Consider the following 19,988-nt stretch of genomic DNA (forward strand, 5'->3'; position numbering starts at 1 on the left):
TCCTTTCACAGGGTTGCGGATTGGAAATCAGAGATCTTGCTGGCGCGTGGTCTCGGCGGCGCGCATCGGCATTCCGTCGATGATCTCGAACAGTTCCTCGCAGGCGACGGGCTCGACCGCACGCAGTTTGACGCTGCCGTCCTTGCCGATCAGGATCGCGGCAAAGATGCCGGCTTCCGGAGCTTCCAGTTCTTCCCGGAGACGGTCCGCCTCCAGCGGGCCGGCATCACCGAAAACCGCAACCGCGTTGTCTTGCGTCACTTTCAGGACGACCAGATCACGCTCCTGCAGTCCCTCCCTGTCGGAGAGCAGCAGGTTTTCCTGCCGGCTGCCGCGCGCGTTGTCGGTGTCCGTGAAAATCACCAGCACACGGCGTTTCCACTGATAGATATCGAGGCTTGATACGGCGGTGGAACCATCGACTTTCGTGGCGCCGTAGAGAAGTGTCTTGTTCATGTAAATCTCCCGTCATCCATTCAACGGAAATCGGTCGGAGCAGTTCCATGACAAATCTGCAACCTTGGCCGCGACTGAACGGATCGGCGATCGGCAAGAGAAGCGATTACTCCATGTACCGCTGCAGAACGACTGGATTGGTCACTTCGTCTTTGCTAGCGTATAGACGGGGAGCGGCGGCATGCATTCGACGATAACATTCACGGACGTGGCAAACGACCCCTGCGCCATCATTGCGCGCTCCACCTGCGGGACAGCGATGTTTTTCGCGTCCTATGCTTTTCTCGCTTGTGCCGATGTCAGCACACTGAAGGTGTTCTGGTTGTCACTCTGCCTCGGCATGGTCGGATGCTTCATTCCTGGCCACAAACCGGACCCTCGGTTTTTGCTCCCGCTTGCCATGATCGCCCTCCCCGCAGCCCGTCTTGCCACACATGCGGTGGGCGGCTGGGCTTGCGGAAGACTTAAGTGCCAGCTCGCTCCAGGACAATGCCTTCGCGCGCCTCGCTGGCGCTGGCACGGATCCTGAGATTACAGGCCAACGCGAACGTGAAACTCAGCATGATGATGGTTTCACCAATTGCCAGCCGATTGTTGGAGTTGCTGAGAAGCGTGATGGCAAAGAATATCTGCACGAGAAGGTAGCCATGGAAGGCAGCCGGGGGAACGAGGCCGAGCTTTGCGGCACGTTGGACCTGAAGCAGCATGACCACAGCCATGAAAGCCAGAAATACGCTACCAACCGCGCCATACCGCACGAGAATTTCCAGATATCCGTTGTGCATGGCGTTGTAGTCGACCGACGTATAGTGGGTCTTGTGCCAGCGCGGTTCCCAGGCGTTTCCGAGGCCGAACAGCGGCGCACTGGCAACGAGTTCCCAGGCGTTCGACCAGAGTTGCAGGCGCTCGTCCATGGCCCTTGGCGTCGTCGCATCATCGATACGGGCCGCCACGGCCTTGCCGATCGGCTCTCCGGCAGCGATGTCCTGATAGAGCCCCGTGGTCGCCATGAAGGTCGGTCCGGCAGTTTTCTCCAGATTGCCCCAGACGAAGTAACCGCCAACTGCGAGCAACAGCACGAAGCACCCGATGAAGGCCAGTCCGGCCTTCGAGCGAAACCAGCCGACGATAGACAGGAGCAGCAAGGGGGCGGAGAAGCCGAGCGCCAGCCAGACGCCTTTGGATTTTGCCCCGTAGATGCAGAAGATGCAGAGCATTGCGACAAGCGGCGCGACGATGCTGGCATAGGTCCTCAACTGCCTTGAGACCGTCGGGCATTTGCGACAATGGATGAACCAGAAGCAGGCGGAGATCAGGATGACGCCGCAGCATACCGCTCCGTGGATCTGATTGTGCTGGATCAGCGGCCGCACGGTTTCACCGGCCATGATCGCCCGGTAACGGGTGGTGAGCAGCAAGGTGGCAAGAGCAACGCCGAAATAGGTGGCGATCACCTTCTGCATTTGCTGCCAGCCGATGAACATCGCAAAGCCGAGGCTCGGGAACGCCAGCGGCATCGCGTACATGAGTTCGCCATCCCCCTCGGGATGGCCCGCTCCCAGAAGATATTGCAGCAGGAAGCGGCCGAGCGCGTAGCTGCCCCATCCGACGCAGAGCCATGCCGGCAAACCGACAGCCGGTCTTTCTGCCATTGCGAGATAGCGATACAGGCCGTAGGCGAAAAGAAGAATGCCGCTGTAGCGATAGGCGTCGTTTTCAATCAGCGTCGCCGATGCGGTCACAACCCATAGCAGGACGACAAGCCATTCCGACGCGTTTCGCTTCAGCGCTTCTGATCCCGGCAAACGCACGCTCCCCCGACTACCCAACAAGACATTTCTTCAGGAAATGTAGCCATGAATCGTTGCGGCGGATCGTCAGCCGCGGCAGCCCGAACGGGTCATCGCACTTGCCCGCCCGCCGTCGCCACGTCGTCGTCGCAACGCTGTAGCCGGCTTCTATCGCCAGTTGACGGTGCAGGGAGCGCTCGTCGCCGTAGGGAAAGCAGAAGGAGGAGACTTCGTCGTCGATCGTATCCTCCAGCGCAACCCGCGACAGGAAAATTTGGTTCCATGCATCCTCGGCCGACAGGTCCGGCAGGCGGGCGTGATCCATCGTGTGGGAGCCGATCTCGTTGCCGAGGGCCGTCCATTCGCGCAATTGTGCAAGGTTCATGCAAGCCGACGGCGGGACGCCCAGCGGAATATCCCATTCGTTGCGGCCACCGATCTGATTGGCGACGACGAAATTCGTCGCTGTAAATCCGCAGTCGCGCAGCACCGGCAAGGCATTTTCATGAACGTTGGCATAGCTGTCGTCGAAGGTGATGGCGACGACCTTGCCCTTCTTCTTGCCGTTGACGTAGGGCAGCGCCTCGCGCAGCGACAGGCCTTGGAAACCAAACCGTTTCAGTAAATGCATCTGCCGCCGGAAATCATCCGGATGCACGGCCATGCTCCGAAACGGTATCCGACGCGACGGGGGAACGGCGATCTGGTGGTAGGTGAGGATGGGAACGGGCAATCCTGATCCTCAGACGAAGTATCGCGAACGAAATGCCACCTTGGCCCGGTACAGCGGGCGCATGACCTCGCGGGTCAGTTTCTCGGCGAAGGTGCTGTGGCGCTTCATGCTTGTGCCTCCGAGGGTGAACGATATCTCGCGAACGCCACCCGGCAGCACCGTAAGCGGTGACAGATGCAAAAGCCACTCCATCTGCACCATCGTGTCGACCGGCCGATCGAATATTTCGGTTGCCTGCAGAAGGCGGATCGCGGCGCCACGGCTGACGAGCTGGGCAACCATCCCGAGGCCGATGACCTGCGGGCGGATGACGCGGGCGGCATCCTGCGCAAACACTTCCTCGCCGCTCTCACGGTTGTCCCGGAAGGGAAAGCGCACGAATGCGCCCGGCGTCAGGCATGCGCTGGCAGCCGCAAAAGCTGCTGGGAAATCGGCCGTCAGCTCGACATCGTCCTCGATGACAAAGCCCGCATCCAGCCCCTGCTCGACGATGGCCGCCCAGGCTTTCCGATGGGACAGGAAGCAGGCGATCTCGGAGTTGCTCAACTGGAAGGGATAGGCAGGCTTGTGCAGATTGCGGTGGTAGACCCGCTCCCTGTCGGCCTGGCTGAGAGCGAGGCCATCGACGGCATCGATGATTTCGGCCGGCACCGGCAAGGTTTCCACAAGCCGCTCGACCTGGCCCGCACGCTGCTTTGCCCGACCGAGGTGGACGATGAATGCCTTGATCGTCTGCGGCCTTGCAGACGGCTCCACCTTCAAGGACAGGCCAGACTCGACGCTCGTCGCACGCTTCTGCAGGCCCAGGGTCTGCGGCCGTTCCAGGTGATAGGCGTTGTGCATCGATACGTCCTCGTTTTCGTGGCCATGGACGGTCTAGAAGACGGATCTGATCGATGCCTTAGGTGAAAGTGAAGCCAAACTGAAGGCCGGCGGCAGCCTCGTCGTCGATCAAGGCTCGATCAATGTGAGCCGGCCCTCGGCAACGTGGTTTGCCACCCACTGCCGCTCACCGTCCCAGCTGTGGCGCTTCCATCCCTCCCAGCTGAAACCGCAGAGGTTTATGTCCCACCGGTCGGCGGGAAACTGCTGCAGACAATGGTAAAGTCCGAAAAAGCCGGTGCTCGGGAATATCCGATGCATGTCGGCCTCGGACAGGCCAAGCTCTGTGCACCCGGCCTTGTAGAACTGCGGCGGCATGATGCGGATCTCTTTTCCCGCCGACCCGACGCGCTCGATCGTCTGCTGCGTCCAGTCAGACCTGCGGCCCTTCAGCCACGACAATATATTTGGCTTCGGATGATAGGTGCGCAGGATCGCCGGATGATAGACCAGCATGACGGTCTTGGCCGCCTGGAATGTCGGACTGGTATAGAAGGCCGGATCGCGGAGGCGCCGCTGCATCGGCTTGCTGGACGTCGCCAGCATCAAGAGGTCGGTCCTCGTTCCGCTCATGTCGATGGAGAGTTTCGGCTCGTTGAAGCGCAAGACGAAATCGGCCGCATCGACAACAGGCGATAGGTCGGTCGGCAATTCTCCGTTGCCAACGATGATGGCCGTTTTGCGCGACAACGTCTGGTTTCCTGTTTGCAAGAGCGCGCGTGACTAGCAAGCGTCGATGATATGAAACTGATGGCTGCAGCTGCTCCGAGGCCGCCTCATGCAGGTGCGGGCAAGCGCACCCGGACGCTGAGGCCGTATCCCCAGCTTGGCGTCGACAGCTCGATGGTGACAGCCAGGCGGGTCGCCACGTCTGCCACGATCGCCAGACCCAGTCCCGATCCCTGTTCCTGCGGCGAGTCTACCCTGTAGAACCGCTGGAAAACCGCCGACCTCTGGTCTGCCGGGATGCCCGGACCGGTGTCGTCGATGGACAGGAACCATGCCTCGCCCTCCGGCATGATCGTCACCTCGACCCTGCCATCCTCCGGCGTATATTTCAGCGCATTGTCGAGCAGGTTGCTGATCATCAACTGCAGCAGGGATTCGTCCGTCAGCACCTCGGCGTCTTCGCTGCCCTGCAGGGAAAGGTCGAGCCGCTTGGCGGTGATGCGGCTGCCGAAACCGGCAGCGATGGACGCCACAAGGTGGTAGAGCGGAACCGCACCGAGCTTGAGCGGATGATGGCTGACCCGCGCCAGTCGCAGAAGCTGTTCGATCAGGTGCATCGCCCGATTGTTGCTTTCGACGAGATCCGCGACGATGGCATCCCTCTCGCGACCCGCCTCCGTGTCACGCAGCATCTGCAGCAGCAGCTTGACGCCTGCCTGCGGCGTGCGCAACTCATGCGCCACGAGATCCGAAAACCGTCGCTCGAGGGTGAGCGAGTGACCGAGCTTGTCGAGTAGTTGATTGATCGAGGTGCCGAGCGGCATCAGGTCCAGCGGCAAGCCCTCGACGGGTATAGCCGAGAGGTCGTCGGGCGAGCGCAGGCGGATCTGCCGAACGAAGTCGCTCATCGGGGCAAGCCCCCTGTTGATGCCGAGCCAGATCAGGAAGGCGATGATCGGCAGCAGAATAAAGAGCGGAAACACCAGGTTGCGCAGGATATTCGATATCAGCCGGTCGCGCAGCGCGATCTTCTCGCCGACCTCCATGGCAATCGTCGTATTGGGAATGGGCAAGGCATACACCCGCCAGCGCTCGCCCTTGTAATTTATCGTATGAAATCCGGCCTTCTGCTCGGGCATGTCAGCCTGGAAGGCGGTGCTGCTGAAAACCTGGATTTTCCCGTCTTTCCAGGCGCGAACCATATGCGCGTCGGCGTAGTCGTCGGCGTCCTGATTGAAGGACAGCTGGTTGTCCATCTTGAAGTCGATATCGTCGATCCTGCGGGGCGGATCGTCCGTCTGGCGCAACAGCGGCCGTTGCAGCAATCCCCACAGAACATTGGCCTCGTTGATCAGCTGGGCATCATAAATATTGTCGATTTCGTGCCGGGCGCTCTTGAACGCCAGCAATCCGATCACGCTGATGGCAATGACGATGACCGGAATGATGCGCAGATAGAGTTTGCTGGTGAGCGTTGCCCGGGTCATCGCTCGATCATGTATCCGACACCGCGGATCGACTTGATGAATTCCGATCCCAGCTTCTTGCGCAGATTGTAGATCGTCACCTCGGTAGTGTTGCTTTCTACAGCGTTCTGGGCGTCGTAGAGCGCATACTCGATATCGTTCTTCGTGACGTAGCGGCCGCTGCGTTCCATCAGCAGCTTGAGCAGATGGAATTCCTTGGCCGTCAGCGGCACCGACTGTCCGTTGCGGCGCGCCACCATCGCGGCGGGATCGACCTCGACCTCGCCACACCGGATGGTCGTCTCGACGCGCCCCTCGCGGCGGCGGATCAGGGCGCGCAAACGGGCCAGCAACTCGTCGAGATCGAAAGGCTTGACCATATAGTCGTCGGCGCCCTGGTCGAGGCCGTCGACCTTCTGGAGAACGCTGTCGAGCGCGGTCAGCAGCAGGACGGGCACATCGTTCCCCTGCTTGCGCAGCGCCTTGAGGACGCCGATGCCATTCAGCTTCGGCAGGTTGAGGTCCAGCACGATGGCTGCGAACTCCGACGCCTCGGCCGCCGCAAGCCCCGCCTCGCCGTCCCGCAGCCAGTCGATGCCATAGGCATGTTTCTCCATGGCCTTCTTCAACGATGAGCCAAGGATATGGTCGTCCTCGATAAGCAGGATACGCATGAAAACTTTCACCGGGCTTGAAAACTGGACTGGAGACGACGACGTCACCAATCCGCATCTGCGCCCAGTTTAAGACCGAATAGCGTCAACGCCAGCAGGCAAAGCGTGGTTTATGAGGTTTTTTTGGTGGAAATGGTTTGTGCCGCAGATCAGGGCATCAACCCAATACGGGCGTCCGTCCATTGACTAAAACGAAGCGTCATAAAGAAAGAGAAAATAATGGTACGGTTGGGTGGAATCGAACCACCGACCTCAGGATCCACAAACCTGCGCTCTAACCAACTGAGCTACAACCGCACATGCCGCGTCTGGACGCAACTCGGGTGAAATACTGGGAGTTCAGTTTTTTTTCAAGCCCTATCTCGGCGAATTGAGAAAAATGCCGATAGGCCCCGGCTCAGGCCCGGCGGCGCGATGTCGGCTGCGGTCGTGCTTGAAAGAACCTCTTTTCGTTCCGCACGGATATTCGTTGCCGGATTGGGCGCCAATGGGGCCTCAAGGCCGTGGATGACGCATCGGGGGCGATTGAAAATCGGCAGGCTGTGGATAAGGTAGCAACGCCGAGAATGATGTCTGGAAGCGGGTATGCCGTGTCTTCGGCATTGCGGAGAGCTTGCGGCGGCATATCGGGGCCGTCCATTAACCCTTTCTGGCGAAAGCATCGGCACTTGCTGGACCGGACGGAGCGTCACCTATATTAACAAAGCGTTAATGCGAGAAGGCCTCGGCTCGAACATCAGGTTGGACAATGCCGGCAGTACAGTATCCGTTCATCGACATTGCCGTTCATCCGAGCATCCGCGACCGGTTTGCGCGCGGCGAAGCGATGGCGCTGTTCTCGGTCGAACTCGACCGGGTGCTGTGGGCAAACGGCGCCGGCGCCGACCTTTTCGGCTATGCTGCCATCTATGATTTTCTCGACCAGGGCGCAAAGGCCGGTGACGTATCCTTCCGCCAGATTGCAGCCACTGCGCACCAGCTGGTCGCCGTCGGCGATACTCGCAGCTTCCTGATCCGGATAGCGGCAGGGTTCCAGCGTGTTGTTACCAATGCGGCGGTCGAAAAGATCCGCACCCCTGCCGGCGAAGACGCAATTCTGTTTTCCTGCCCGGTTTCCGCAAAACCGCTGGAGACCACCGAGCGTGCGCAGCGGATGCTCGACGGGTTCGACGATCCCGACACCCATATCGCCGTCATCGGCCGCGACGGGGAGATCATCGCCGCCTCGCCCGGTTTCGCAGCCCTCGGGATCACGACGGAAACTGCGGGCATGCTGGTGACAATGGCCGGTGGCCAGCCGGAGCGGCTTATCAAAAGGCCGATCCGGACCGGCCAGGGCTATCTGCCCGCTGCCATTGGCCGCCTGTCCGATACCCCTGCGCTCAACCTACTGTTTGTCGTCGAAATGGTCATCGGCCATCTCGATCCCGTTGAAACCGTTTCGGCAGTGGTGCCAGCGGCGGCCGAAACCTTGGCAACGCCGGTGGCAGAGGCCGAAACGACGGCAGCCGTCGCCGATGATGGCTCCGCCCATATCGAGCCAGCTGCTGTTACGGCGACTACCGCCGCAGAAGCGCCTGCCGATGTTCATGAAAATCGCGGCGACGTCGAGAGCGCCTCGGAAGAAGCTGGAACCGACGCCGCCATTCCATCTTCGAGCGCCGACGAACTAGTCAATCAGATAGATCCCGGGAAACGGGAGTTCTCGGCGGCGATCGATGCTCTTGCCGAGATCGAAGATGTCGAAGACGAACCGGAAGAAATTGCCGACATCGAACAAAGCGATCCGAGCGCCGTCGAGGAGCCCGAGCAACCGGCGACACCTGCCGTGCAGGACGATGGCGACGACGCCCATCACCAGATTGCCGAGGACGAGCAGACTGCGGCCCTGACGAATGAGGATGCGGAAACGCATGTCGAGGATCCGGTCGAGGCATCGCCCGAGCGGGGCTCGGAACTGACGCCTGACATAGAGCTGTCAGCGGACGACACCGAGGGTGCTTCGACGGATGACGCAAGCGTTGAGCGGGAAGTGCCTGATCGGGAGCCGAGTGAAGGGCAACCCCTCACTGCCAATGCCGAGATCGAGCCATCGGAGCCGGCTGCGTCCGAACAGGAAGCAGCACCAGCTGCATCGGTCGACATCGCCGAGCCCGCAACCGGAGCGGACGCCGTTGCGGCTGCAGCACCCCAGACCGATCAGCCGCAGCATTTCGTTTTCAATCGGCAGGGACGGGCGACGCGCTTCGTCTGGAAGATCGACGCAGAGGGCCATTTCAGCGAGATTTCGCGGGAATTCGCAGAGGCCGTCGGCCCGCATGCCAAGGCGCTCGCGGGCGTCGCCTTTGCCGATATCGCGGCACTGTTCCACCTCGATCCCGATGGCAAGATCGCCGAGTTGCTTGCCCGTCGCGACACATGGTCGGGGCGCACCATCCATTGGCCGGTCGAGGGAACGACCCTGACCGTTCCCGTCGATCTCGCGGCCCTGCCGACCTATACGCGCAGTCGTGAGTTCGACGGCTTTCGTGGTTTTGGCGTCGTCCGCCTGTCGGATGCGGCGGAGGATCCGCTGCGGACGGGGCTGACCCTCGGGTTGCCGGCCATCGATGATACCGCGTCAGGCAACGAAGCGGCTGATTCATTGCACCCGGAGCATCCGGATGAGGAAGCTCCGGTCGCAGATCCGGTGGTTTTCGACGAGAGCACTGACGAGAACGAAACGGCCGCCGTCGAGCCGGAGCATGTGCCTGATAGCGTCGCGCGGCTGGATGGACCGTCCGAGCGGATATTCGAACCCAATGAGCCGGAGCTGCCATTCCACGTCGAACCGCCTGCCCTGAAGATAGCAGAGACGCCCGCCCGCAGGCTTTCCGACAAGATCATCCAGCTGCATGAACGGCGGCATAACCTCACTGACGGCCTGTCGCTTGCCGAACAGGCTGCCTTCCGCGAGATCGCCAAGCAACTCGAGCCGTTCGGCAAGCGTGGCGAAGAGCCAGAGGGGCCGACGGATGCCGCCCCTGTCAGCCCGACAGACGACGAGAGCGAGCAACGGGGTGCACCCGAGGTAGAGCTCGAGGCGTTTTACCCGACGGCGTTGCTGGCGGCTAACGACGATATCGAAGGCTCCGAGACGCCCGAAGCTGCCGATGCTGCCGAGGGACGCGAAAGCGGCGACGAATTCAACGCACTCGACGTTCTCAACACTGCCATTCCGCCGCGCGTGAAAATGACCGACGGGCTGTCGGCTGCTGTGGTCGATCAGCTGCCGGTCGCGGTCCTCGTCCATGCCGGCGACACGCTGATCCACGCCAATCCCGAGTTCATGCGGCTGACGGGCTATGCCTCGCTGGCGGAGCTGGAGGGGGTTGGTGGCATCGATGCGCTGCTGCAGCGGGAGGATTTGCAGGATAAGACAGAGCGCTCCGGCGTCATGATGGTGGTCAGAGCCGACGACGCGCTGGTGCCGGTCACCGCCCGTCTTCAATCCATCCGCTGGGAGGATGCCAGCGCACTGATGCTGGCGCTGATGCCTGTCGAGAAGGATGGCGAGGCGATATTGACGACGCGGATCGACAGCCGCGAGGAGCCTCGTCCGGAACGCATGCTTGAAAAGGTTGCCAAGCTGCAGGTCGAGGTCGAGGAACTGAAATCGATCCTCGAGACCGCGACAGATGGCGTCGCCATCATCGGGCCGGAGGGCGATATAAGGTCGATGAACCGCTCGGCCAGCGCGCTTTTCAACTATGATGAGCAGGAGACGCGCGGCAAACCCTTCGTCATGCTCTTTGCCCACGAGAGCCAGAAAGCCGTGCTCGATTATCTGAGCGGGCTCACCGGCAACGGCGTGGCCAGCGTTTTGAACGACGGACGCGAGGTCATCGGGCGCGAGGCGTCCGGCGGGTTCGTGCCGCTGTTCATGACGATGGGCGTGCTGACGTCGTCGAACGGCTACTGTGCCGTGATCCGCGATATCACCCAGTGGAAGCGCACGGAGGAAGACCTGCGCAATGCCAAGCGTGCGGCCGAAACAGCCAACGCCCACAAAAGCGATTTTCTTGCCCGCGTCAGCCACGAGATCCGCACACCCCTCAATGCCATCATCGGCTTTTCCGACATGATGGCCAGCGAGCGGCTCGGGCCGATGGGACACGCACGCTATGTCGAATATGCCGGCGACATCGGTCGCTCCGGCCGCCATGTGCTCGATATCGTCAACGATCTTCTCGACATCTCGAAGATCGAAGCCGGCGAGATGGAGCTCGAGTTCGGCGCCGTCGGCCTCAACGAGGCCATCGCCGAAGCCGTATCGATCGTCCAGCCGCAGGCTAACGGACAGCGTGTGATTATCCGCACCGGCCTGTCGCAGTCAGTGCCGAATGTCGTTGCCGATCTGAGGTCGATCAAGCAGATTGCCCTGAATATCCTTTCCAACGCCATCCGCTTCACGCCTTCCGGCGGCCAGATCGTGGTTTCGACGTCCTACGAGGGCAATGGCAGCGTTGTGCTGCGCATCCGCGACACGGGCGTGGGCATGACGCGCACGGAACTGGAACAGGCAATGAAGCCGTTTCGCCAGGTGGCAACAAACTCGCGCCAGCGCGGCGACGGCACCGGTCTCGGCTTGCCGCTGACCAAGGCGATGGTGGATGCCAACAGGGCGCTGTTTTCCATCCACTCCGCTCCTAACGAAGGCACTCTGGTGGAAGTCACCTTCCCCTCGCCACGCGTTCTTGCCGATTAGGCCGATGCATTAAAAAAGGGCGGCCGAGGGCCGCCCTAAGTCATGCTGTTGATTGGAGATAGAGACCCGCAGATCTGGGAGTTCTCCATGGTCGGGCCGTGCGCGGAGTGAATATTAGACGCCGCGCAACTGAGGGTAGCTTGATCGCTATCTCCTAACACAATCTTAAAAAGACCGGCAATCTCTCACCCGTGACTATTGCGCATTTGCGTTCGGTTAATTTTTCAATGCCTCGAGATCAGCGAATTGTGCCAGGCACTCCGGATTGGCGAGCGCTTCCTTGTTGCGCACTGTCCGGCCATGCACCACTTCGCGCACCGCGAGTTCGACGATCTTTCCGGATTTAGTACGGGGGATATCGGCGACGGCAACAATTTTCGCCGGCACATGGCGCGGCGTGGCACCTGTTCGGATGCGAGCCTTGATCGCGGTGGCGAGATCGTCGGTCAACGTGACGCCGGTGGCCAGTTTGACGAACAGCACGACCCGCACGTCATCCTCCCAATCCTGGCCAATGCAGATCGCTTCCGCCACCTCGGGCATTTGCTCGACCTGATTGTAGATCTCCGCAGTGCCGATGCGGACGCCGCCGGGATTGAGGGTGGCGTCGGATCGGCCGTGAATGACGAGGCCGCCATGCCGCGTCCATTCGGCGAAATCGCCATGACACCAGACGTTGTCGAAGCGCTCGAAATAGGCGGCCCGGTATTTGAGGCGGTCGGGATCGTTCCAGAACATGATGGGCATCGACGGAAAGGCTTTGGTGCAGACAAGTTCGCCCTTTTCCAGCCGCACCGGCTGGCCATCCTCGTTCCAGACGTCGACGGCCAGTCCCAGCCCCGGGCCCTGTATTTCGCCGCGCCATACGGGCTGCAGCGGATTGCCGAGCACGAAGCAGGAGACGATATCCGTTCCGCCGGAGATCGATGCCAGCTGGACATCGGCCTTGATGCCCTCGTAGACGAAGGAAAAACCCTCCGGCGACAGCGGCGAGCCGGTGGAGGCGATGAGCCGCAGGTGGGATAGGTCGTGCGAGGCGTTCGGCCGCAATCCGCTTTTGCGTACGGCATCGATATATTTCGCCGAGGTGCCGAAAATGGCAAACTTCTCGTCTGCGGCATAATCGAAGAGGACGTTGCCATCGGGCGCAAAGGGTGAGCCGTCGTAGAGGCAGAGCGTCGCGCCGGCGGCAAGGCCGACCGCTAGCCAGTTCCACATCATCCAGCCGCAGGTGGTGAAATAGAATACCCTGTCGTCAGGCATGACACCGCAGTGCAGGCGATGCTCCTTGACCAATTGCAGCAGCGTGCCGCCCGCCGAGTGAACGATACATTTCGGCACGCCCGTGGTGCCCGACGAAAACAGGATGAACAGCGGGTGGGCGAAGGGCAATGCCTCGTATTCGACAGGCTTCGGCGTGAACGCCTTGAGGAAGGCATCGAGCGTCGTGGCATCAGGCGTCATGGCCGCCACGGCATCCGCATCCCCGGCATAGGGGATGATGACAGAGGCGACACCGAGGCGCTGCGTCACGGCGCGGATCTTGTCGGCGACATCCTGGAGCTTGCCATTGTACCAGTAGCCGCTGCAGGCGATGAACAGCTTCGGTTCGATCTGGCCGAAACGGTCCATGACGCCCTGCTCGCCGAAGTCAGGCGAACAGGACGAGCAGATTGCGCCGATGGATGCTGCGGCCAGCATGCAGGCAATGGTCTCCGGCATATTCGGCATCATTGCCGCGATGCGATCCCCCTTGCCGATGCCGATTGCACGATAGGCCTGCTGCAGACGCGACACTTCGGCGCGTAGCCGGTCCCAGGACCAGCGTGAACTGACCTTGTCCTCGCCGCGAAAGATCAGTGCATCCCCAGGACCGCTTCTGGTGAGAAGGTTCTCGGCAAAATTCAGTTCCGCGTCTGGGAAGAAACGCGCGTCCAGCATGTTGTCGCCATCGACTAGAGCCCGCGAACCTCTGGTGCCCTTGATGCCGCAAAACTCCCAGACGGCGGTCCAGAAGCTTTCGCGATCAACAATCGACCAGGCATGCAGGCTTTCGAAATCATCGAGGGAAAGCCCATGCCTTGCATTGCAATGCTGCATGAACGCGAACATCGGCGTCTTCCGACGCTCGACCTCAGACAAAGACCATAACGGCTGCTCGTCCTGCATTCCCATCCCTCCCGCTCGACGCTCTCTACCACGCCGCGCAGCAATATTAATATCAGAGGTTGGCGGCGTGTCAGGATGCGACGTTTGCATATGATCGGCATTTCCTATATCCGCCAAACGCAGGCGAAATCATGCGCAACGGTTTGAAAGTTTCTGCATCAACATGACGGCGTCAGGTAACAAGAGGTGGCGGCCCGCCTTGCGGTCGATGAAACGCTGGCTTCCAGCCGTCGCGCGCACGACCGGCATCGTCGTTCTCACCATCATCATCGTTTCCGTCGTGTTTAGAGCCACGGCACCCTTCCTCATTTCCAGCGGCCTGGTGCGCTCCGGGATAGAGGAAGCCCTGTCGCGCTGGACCGGCTATCGCGCCGAGATCGAGGGATCCCCGGCGATCGACTTCTGGCCGACGCCGCGCGTCACGCTGAACCAGGTGACGATCCGCGAGCGCACTGCCGGTGGCAAGGTGCTCGGTCATGTCGACAGCCTGTCCGCCGACTTCTCGCTGCTGGCCGCCCTGCGCGGAAAGGCCGATTTCCACGAATTCCACTTCCTGCGGCCGGTCGTCTACGTGCGCCGCGACGATACCGGGCTGATCGACTGGACCAATGCCGGACTGCTCGGCAAGGCCATCGACCGGGTCGAGAGATCCCCGACCGGCAGCACCGTGATCACCAAATCGCAGGACGCCAAGATCGGCGGCGTCACGGTCGAGGATGGCGTGGTCGAACTGACCGACGACAAGACCGGCAGGCTCTTCAGGCTCGACGGGGTCAATGCCGATATTTCCTGGCCACGACTGTCGAAGCCGATGAGCGCCGTGCTGCTTGCCCGCCTCAACGGCCAGGACATCAAGGTCGATTTCTTCTCGGAACAGCCGCTGCTGCTGTTTGCCGGCAAGAATGTCGACGCCAAGACGACGTTTTCCTCACCGCTGATCCGCGGAACCTTTACCGGCATTACCAACATGTCCGATTTTTCAGCGCTGTCCGGAAATCTGGACCTCGCCATTCCCGACATGCCGTCCTTCCTCGCCTGGAGCGGCGAGCGCCTGCCCGGCAGCGCTACACTCAAGAACCTGTCGATGAATGCCGATGTCTTGACAGTCACGGACGGCATTCGCTTTAACAACCTGAACTTCGTGCTCAACGACGCCGCCGCTTCCGGCGTCATGGATTATGGCTATACCAGTACCGGGAAGCCGAAGATTTCAGGCACGCTTGCCTTCGACAAGATGAACCTTAATCCGTTCCTCGCCGCCTTTTCGATGCGACTTGCCGCCAGCACGGCTATCGACACGCTGCTGAACGGCAATCCGCTGCAGAGGCTGGACCTCGATCTGCGCCTGTCGGCAAAAAGCGCGTCGCTCGGGCCCTTCAATTTCGACAATATCGGCGCAGGATTGCTGGTGGCCGGCGGCACGGCCAAGTTCGACATCGGCGACAGTGGCTTTGAAGGCGGGGACCTGACCGCCCATCTCGAAGTCACCGAGCGCAACTTCGATGGCGGCGGCAAGTTGCAGATTTCGATCCGCGATGCCGATTTTGCCAGCCTCATCACCCGCCTTAACCTGCAGGGGCCGCTGCCGCTTGCCAATGGCTCGCTCGACCTGTCGTTGATGACCAACAAGCCGATCTGGGCCGCCAATCTCGGGGACGTGGCCGGCAAGCTGCGCTACTGGTCGAAGGCCGGTGCCTTCCGCCAGTTCAATGTCTCGACATTCCGTGCCCTTGCCGCCCAGAAGAAATTCTTCCACCTCAGCGACGTCGCGGATTCGACCTTCGATTTCCAGACCATCGATCTCGATGCGAGCTTTGCCAAGGGGTCGGTCGATGTGCAGAACGCCAGGATCGTCGGGCGAAACGAGACCTTGTCGCTTTCCGGCATCGTGCCGTTCCGCACCAACTCGCTGGCTTTATCCGGTGTGCTGGATGCCACCAATGCGGCGGAGGGAGCCGACCTGCCGGTGCTGCCATTCTTTATCGGCGGCACATGGCCGGACGCGATCGTCTCGCCGGTATCGCCGGTTCAGCAAAAGGCAACGCAGCCCTAATCACAGCGCGTTGGCGGCATGCTCGTCACGCTGGCGCTGGATTTCCCGTCTTTTCGTGACAACAGAGGCGCAAATCACACCAATTGCCACGATGGCGATCAGGATGGTGCAGACGGCGTTGATCTCCGGCGTGACGCCCAACCGCACCTGGCTGTAGATCTTCATCGGCAGCGTGGTGGCCCCGGGGCCCGAGGTAAAGCTCGCGATGACAAGGTCGTCGAGCGACAGCGTGAACGCCAGGATCCAGCCTGAAAACACAGCCGGTGAGATGATCGGCAGGGTTATCTCCAGGAATGTTCGCAGCGGCGTGGCGCCGAGATCGAGCGCCGCCTCCTCGATCGACTGGTCGAAGCTCATCAGCCGCGACTGCACGACGACGGCGACAAAACACATGGTCAGCGTCGTGTGTGCGAGCGTGATCGTCCAGAAGCCGCGATCGAAGTCGATGGCGACAAACAGCAGCAGCAGCGAAAGGCCGGTGATGACATCCGGCATGACCAGCGGCGCGTAAACCATGCCGGAAAACAGCATCCGGCCGCGAAAACGGGTGTAGCGGACAAGCGTGAAGGCGGCGAGCGTACCGAGCACGGTTGCCAGCGTCGCCGACAGCAGTCCGACCCGCACCGTGACCCAAGCTGCGTCCAGCAGCGCCTGATTGTGCATCAGCTGGACATACCATTTCACCGAGAAGCCGGTCCAGATCGTTACCAGCTTGGACTCGTTGAACGAGAAGATGACCAGCAGCGCTATCGGCAAGTAGAGGAAGGCAAAGCCGAGGGTGACCGAGACGATGTTGAAGCGGGACCATTTGACCATCGTCTATCTCCCCTGCTCGTCGGCTTTCGCCTGGATATTCTGGAAGAACACGATCGGTACGACGAGGATGATGAGAAGGATGGTCGCAACCGCCGAGGACACCGGCCAGTCCCGGTTGGCGTTGAACTCGTTCCATAGCGTCTTGCCGATCATCAATGTCTGCGAACCGCCGAGCAGATCGGGTATGACGAACTCGCCGACAGCCGGAATGAAGACCAGCATGCAGCCGGCAATGACGCCCGGCAACGACAGCGGAAAGGTCACGCGCCAGAAAGCCGTGATCGGCGGGCAGCCGAGATCCTGGGCTGCCTCGATCAGCGTGTGATCCATCTTTTCGAGCGCGGAGTAGAGCGGCAGCACCATAAACGGCAGGTACGAGTAGACGATGCCGATATAGACGGCGGTATTGGTGTTGAGGATGATCAGGGGCTCGTGGATGATACCGAGATAGAGCAGCACCTGGTTCAGCAGGCCCTCCGGCTTCAGGATGGCGATCCAGGCGTAGACGCGGATCAGGAAACTGGTCCAGAATGGCAGGATCACCAGCATCAAAAGGGTCGGCCGGATCGTGCGCGGCGCCTGTGCCATGCCATAGGCCAGCGGATAGGCGATCAGCAGGGTCAGCAGGGTCGAGATGGCGGCTATCGTGACGCTCGAGACATATGACTTGAAATAGAGGGGATCGCCGGTCAGCCATACGTAGTTGTCGAAGGAAAGCTGCCGGAGGTTATCGATGAAGCCACTGAGGCCGTTCGACGTCGAGAAGACGGGTGTGTAAGGCGGCATCGCGGTCGCCGAGGTCGACAGCGACATGCGGAAGACGATGAAGAACGGTGCCAGGAAGAAGATCAGCAGCCAAAGATAGGGGATGATGATCACAAGGCGGCGGTAGAGCGCTGAACCGAACGTTCCCATGATCTCAATCCTTCAACAGCACGCCGGCATTTTCATCGAAGGAGACCCATACCTGCTGGTCGTAGCCGAAGGGGTCGTCGACGGAGCGCACCGCGTTGAGCGAAGACGCCTTGACGACCTGGCCGCCCTGCAATTTGACGTGGAACACGGTCATGTCGCCGAGATACGCGATGTCCCAGATTTCACCCTCTGCGGCATTGACACCGGCATTGGCCGGCGGGTTGCGGGTGACGCGGAGCTTTTCGGGACGGATGGCAAAGCCGGCGCGGCTGCCGACGGCGGGTGCATCTGATGTCGCCGTGCGCAGCGTGAAGGCGTTGTCGACTGCGATCTCGGCAACGCCCGGCTGCGAGGACACGACATTGCCGTCCAGAATATTGACGTCACCAATGAAGCCGGCGACGAAACGGGAATTCGGCGCCTCGTAGATTTCCGCAGGCGTTGCTACCTGCGCCACCTTGCCGTGGCTCATGACGGCGATACGATCTGCCATCGTCATCGCTTCTTCCTGGTCATGGGTAACGACGACGAAGGTGAGCCCGAGGCTCTGCTGCAGGTCCATCAACTCGAACTGGGTCTCCTCGCGCAGCTTCTTGTCCAGCGCGCCGAGAGGCTCGTCGAGCAGCAGCACCTTCGGCTGCTTGGCGAGCGAACGCGCCAGGGCGACGCGCTGGCGCTGGCCGCCGGACAGCTGGTTGGGCTTGCGGGTGGCGAACTGCTCGAGCTTCACCATCTTCAACATCTGCGCGACGCGCTCTGCGATCTCGGCCTTGCTCATGCCATCCTGGCGCAGGCCGAAAGCGATGTTCTTCTCGACCGTCATGTGCGGGAAAAGCGCGTAGGACTGGAACATCATGTTGACCGGTCGCCGATAGGGCGGCGTGCCGGCAAGATCCTGGCCATCGAGGATGATTTCACCCGATGTCGGCTGCTCGAAGCCGGCGAGCATGCGCAGGAGCGTCGACTTACCGCAGCCGGAGGCGCCGAGAAGAGCGAAGAATTCGCGATGGTAGATATCCAGCGAGAGATTGTCGACGGCTGTGAAGTCACCGAATTTCTTGGTGACATTGCGCACCGAGATAAACGGTTTTGCCGCAGGATCCGTCCATGGCGCGAAAGAGCGGCGGATGTTGCCGAGAGACTTCATCATGATCCCCGAATGATGCGATGCATTGTCGACGCCCCCACGGGCGCTGCAGCATGAAAAAGCCCGGACTTTAGGGGCCCGGGCCGGTATTCGCTCTGCTACTGACCGGTGACGACCGTGGTCCACAACCGGGTCACGGTTTTCTGTATCTTGTTGTCGTAGGGCGTCGTGGTGAACAGCTTCTTCATCATGTCGTCCGGCGGGTAGATAACTGGATCGCTGAGGATCGCCTTGTCGACGAACGCCTGCGAGGCCTTGTTGCCGTTGGCGTAGAAGACGAAGTTCGATGCCTTGGCGATGACCTCGGGCTTCATGATGTAGTTGATGAACTCATGCGCCTCGGCCACATGCGGGGCATCCTTGGGGATAGCCATCATGTCGAACCACATCTGGGCACCCTGAGACGGGATCGAGTAGCCGATCTTGACATTGTTCTTGGCTTCTTCCGCCCGGCTGCGAGCCTGGAAGATATCGCCGGAATAGCCGAGCACCAGGCAAATGTCGCCTTGGGCCAGAGCGCTGATGTAGTTGGACGAATCGAATTTGCGAATATAGGGGCGGACGGCCGTCAGAACGTCCTGCGCCTTTTTCAGCTCGGCCGGATCGCGGCTGTCCGGATTGAGTCCAAGATAGGCCAGCACCGAGGGCAGCACATCGGACGGCGAATCCAACATGTAGATACCGCAATCCTTGAACTTGGCGGCCATTTCCGGCTTCAAGAGCACATCCCAGTTCGGCCGTTCGTCGGTGCCGAGGATGGCCTTCATCTTGTCGATGTTGTAGCCGATCCCGGTGGTGCCCCACATATAGTCGACGGCATAGTCGTTGCCCGGATCGTACTTCTGGGCGCGATCGGTGATTTCAGACCACATGTTGGAGAGGTTGGGGATCTTGGACTTGTCGAGCTTCTGGTAGACACCGGCAGCGATCTGGCGCTGCAGGAAGGTCGCTGTCGGCACCACGACGTCGTATCCGGTGCCGCCGGCCAGGAGCTTGGCTTCCAGCGTCTCGTTCGAATCATAGACGTCATAGACGACCTTGATACCGGTTTCCTTGGTGAAATCGGCGAGAATGGAATCGTCGATGTAATCAGACCAGTTGTAGACATTGACGACACGGTCGGCAGCCTCCGCCGAGGCAACCAGGCCGACCACTGCAAGAGCTGTGGCAGCCAGGCGTGCGATAATGGCTTTCATTTTCTCTCCTGTTCCGTTCACGGGCATCGAGACAATGCCCAACCCTCTGTTTTTCTGATCAGACTAGAAAGGATTTCAGAAGGCCACAAGGGGGAAACCGTCAGTCGAACTGGGCATTTTCGCGGGGCCCGCACAGCGTGCCGCTTTTTTCGGCGACGATTGGCAAAGCCGGCAGGCTGCTGGGCGGAGCTGGCAAGATCGCGTTGCTGCGGCCTGCCGCCACCATTGGGATCGCGGGCGAGCCGTGAAGGAGGACCGTCAACGAAAAACGACCG

At 60.8% G+C, this 19,988-nt stretch carries 14 protein-coding genes and 1 tRNA gene; 2 read left to right on the top strand and 13 right to left on the bottom strand.

Annotated elements, in window-relative coordinates; all coding sequences use genetic code 11:
- Nucleotides 1-27: 27 nt before the first annotated feature.
- The 8 genes from J5278_RS15995 to J5278_RS16030 form a co-directional block, all read right to left on the bottom strand.
- Nucleotides 28-456 carry a DUF4174 domain-containing protein gene (locus tag J5278_RS15995; RefSeq protein WP_209182886.1) on the bottom strand — a complete coding sequence of 143 codons (429 nt, stop codon included), beginning with the start codon at nucleotides 454-456 and terminating at the stop codon, nucleotides 28-30.
- Nucleotides 457-920: 464 nt separating this feature from the next.
- Nucleotides 921-2,261: an O-antigen ligase gene (locus tag J5278_RS16000; protein WP_209182885.1), complete on the bottom strand. Its 1,341-nt coding sequence runs from the start codon at nucleotides 2,259-2,261 to the stop codon at nucleotides 921-923.
- Between the two features lie 16 nt (nucleotides 2,262-2,277).
- The gene (locus tag J5278_RS16005; RefSeq protein WP_209182884.1) at nucleotides 2,278-2,979 is read right to left on the bottom strand and encodes a polysaccharide deacetylase family protein; all 702 of its coding nucleotides are present in this window, start codon (nucleotides 2,977-2,979) and stop codon (nucleotides 2,278-2,280) included.
- Between the two features lie 9 nt (nucleotides 2,980-2,988).
- A complete protein-coding gene (locus J5278_RS16010; protein WP_209182883.1) occupies nucleotides 2,989-3,822 on the bottom strand; it encodes a glycosyltransferase family 25 protein in 834 nt (277 codons plus the stop codon).
- A 108-nt stretch (nucleotides 3,823-3,930) separates the two neighbouring features.
- Nucleotides 3,931-4,551, bottom strand: a complete 621-nt coding sequence (locus J5278_RS16015; protein WP_209182882.1) for a glycosyltransferase family 29 protein — start codon at nucleotides 4,549-4,551, stop codon at nucleotides 3,931-3,933.
- Between the two features lie 86 nt (nucleotides 4,552-4,637).
- The gene (locus tag J5278_RS16020; protein WP_209182881.1) at nucleotides 4,638-6,017 is read right to left on the bottom strand and encodes a HAMP domain-containing sensor histidine kinase; all 1,380 of its coding nucleotides are present in this window, start codon (nucleotides 6,015-6,017) and stop codon (nucleotides 4,638-4,640) included.
- Nucleotides 6,014-6,670, bottom strand: coding sequence for a response regulator (locus J5278_RS16025; protein ID WP_111217455.1), 657 nt, complete (start codon nucleotides 6,668-6,670; stop codon nucleotides 6,014-6,016). The genes J5278_RS16020 and J5278_RS16025 overlap by 4 nt, the downstream gene beginning before the upstream one ends.
- A 220-nt stretch (nucleotides 6,671-6,890) precedes the next feature.
- Nucleotides 6,891-6,967: transfer RNA gene (locus J5278_RS16030), tRNA-His, on the bottom strand.
- Nucleotides 6,968-7,418: 451 nt separating this feature from the next.
- Between J5278_RS16030 and J5278_RS16035 the strand changes: the two genes are divergently transcribed.
- Nucleotides 7,419-11,417, top strand: coding sequence for an ATP-binding protein (locus J5278_RS16035; RefSeq protein ID WP_209182880.1), 3,999 nt, complete (start codon nucleotides 7,419-7,421; stop codon nucleotides 11,415-11,417).
- Between the two features lie 216 nt (nucleotides 11,418-11,633).
- Here the strand turns inward: J5278_RS16035 and J5278_RS16040 are convergent, their stop codons facing one another.
- Complete coding sequence (locus J5278_RS16040; RefSeq protein ID WP_209182879.1) at nucleotides 11,634-13,586, bottom strand: acetoacetate--CoA ligase; 1,953 nt, start codon at nucleotides 13,584-13,586, stop codon at nucleotides 11,634-11,636.
- Nucleotides 13,587-13,749: 163 nt separating this feature from the next.
- Here J5278_RS16040 and J5278_RS16045 point away from each other — a divergent pair, with 163 nt between their 5' ends.
- Nucleotides 13,750-15,639 carry an AsmA-like C-terminal region-containing protein gene (locus J5278_RS16045; protein WP_209182878.1) on the top strand — a complete coding sequence of 630 codons (1,890 nt, stop codon included), beginning with the start codon at nucleotides 13,750-13,752 and terminating at the stop codon, nucleotides 15,637-15,639.
- Here the strand turns inward: J5278_RS16045 and J5278_RS16050 are convergent, their stop codons facing one another.
- From J5278_RS16050 to J5278_RS16065, 4 genes are all read right to left on the bottom strand, one after another.
- Nucleotides 15,640-16,455, bottom strand: a complete 816-nt coding sequence (locus J5278_RS16050; protein WP_209182877.1) for an ABC transporter permease — start codon at nucleotides 16,453-16,455, stop codon at nucleotides 15,640-15,642. It lies immediately after the preceding gene.
- Nucleotides 16,456-16,458: 3 nt separating this feature from the next.
- Nucleotides 16,459-17,370 carry an ABC transporter permease subunit gene (locus tag J5278_RS16055; RefSeq protein WP_209182876.1) on the bottom strand — a complete coding sequence of 304 codons (912 nt, stop codon included), beginning with the start codon at nucleotides 17,368-17,370 and terminating at the stop codon, nucleotides 16,459-16,461.
- A gap of 4 nt (nucleotides 17,371-17,374) precedes the next feature.
- The gene (locus J5278_RS16060) at nucleotides 17,375-18,517 is read right to left on the bottom strand and encodes an ABC transporter ATP-binding protein (protein WP_209182875.1); all 1,143 of its coding nucleotides are present in this window, start codon (nucleotides 18,515-18,517) and stop codon (nucleotides 17,375-17,377) included.
- Nucleotides 18,518-18,615: 98 nt separating this feature from the next.
- Nucleotides 18,616-19,713, bottom strand: coding sequence for a polyamine ABC transporter substrate-binding protein (locus J5278_RS16065; RefSeq protein ID WP_209182874.1), 1,098 nt, complete (start codon nucleotides 19,711-19,713; stop codon nucleotides 18,616-18,618).
- Between the last annotated feature and the right edge of the window lie 275 nt (nucleotides 19,714-19,988).

This window comes from Rhizobium sp. B21/90 (assembly GCF_019355815.1).
Classification (GTDB): domain Bacteria; phylum Pseudomonadota; class Alphaproteobacteria; order Rhizobiales; family Rhizobiaceae; genus Rhizobium; species Rhizobium rhododendri.

What these genes read in the sequence shown, in the direction of transcription:
- J5278_RS16060 (WP_209182875.1), bottom strand. Translation starts at nt 18,517, where the DNA reads ATGAAGTCTCTCGGCAACATCCGCCGCTCTTTCGCGCCATGGACGGAT.
- J5278_RS16035 (WP_209182880.1), top strand. Translation starts at nt 7,419, where the DNA reads ATGCCGGCAGTACAGTATCCGTTCATCGACATTGCCGTTCATCCGAGC.
- J5278_RS16055 (WP_209182876.1), bottom strand. Translation starts at nt 17,370, where the DNA reads ATGGGAACGTTCGGTTCAGCGCTCTACCGCCGCCTTGTGATCATCATC.
- J5278_RS16020 (WP_209182881.1), bottom strand. Translation starts at nt 6,017, where the DNA reads ATGACCCGGGCAACGCTCACCAGCAAACTCTATCTGCGCATCATTCCG.
- J5278_RS16050 (WP_209182877.1), bottom strand. Translation starts at nt 16,455, where the DNA reads ATGGTCAAATGGTCCCGCTTCAACATCGTCTCGGTCACCCTCGGCTTT.
- J5278_RS15995 (WP_209182886.1), bottom strand. Translation starts at nt 456, where the DNA reads ATGAACAAGACACTTCTCTACGGCGCCACGAAAGTCGATGGTTCCACC.
- J5278_RS16065 (WP_209182874.1), bottom strand. Translation starts at nt 19,713, where the DNA reads ATGAAAGCCATTATCGCACGCCTGGCTGCCACAGCTCTTGCAGTGGTC.
- J5278_RS16010 (WP_209182883.1), bottom strand. Translation starts at nt 3,822, where the DNA reads ATGCACAACGCCTATCACCTGGAACGGCCGCAGACCCTGGGCCTGCAG.
- J5278_RS16045 (WP_209182878.1), top strand. Translation starts at nt 13,750, where the DNA reads ATGACGGCGTCAGGTAACAAGAGGTGGCGGCCCGCCTTGCGGTCGATG.
- J5278_RS16040 (WP_209182879.1), bottom strand. Translation starts at nt 13,586, where the DNA reads ATGCAGGACGAGCAGCCGTTATGGTCTTTGTCTGAGGTCGAGCGTCGG.
- J5278_RS16025 (WP_111217455.1), bottom strand. Translation starts at nt 6,670, where the DNA reads ATGCGTATCCTGCTTATCGAGGACGACCATATCCTTGGCTCATCGTTG.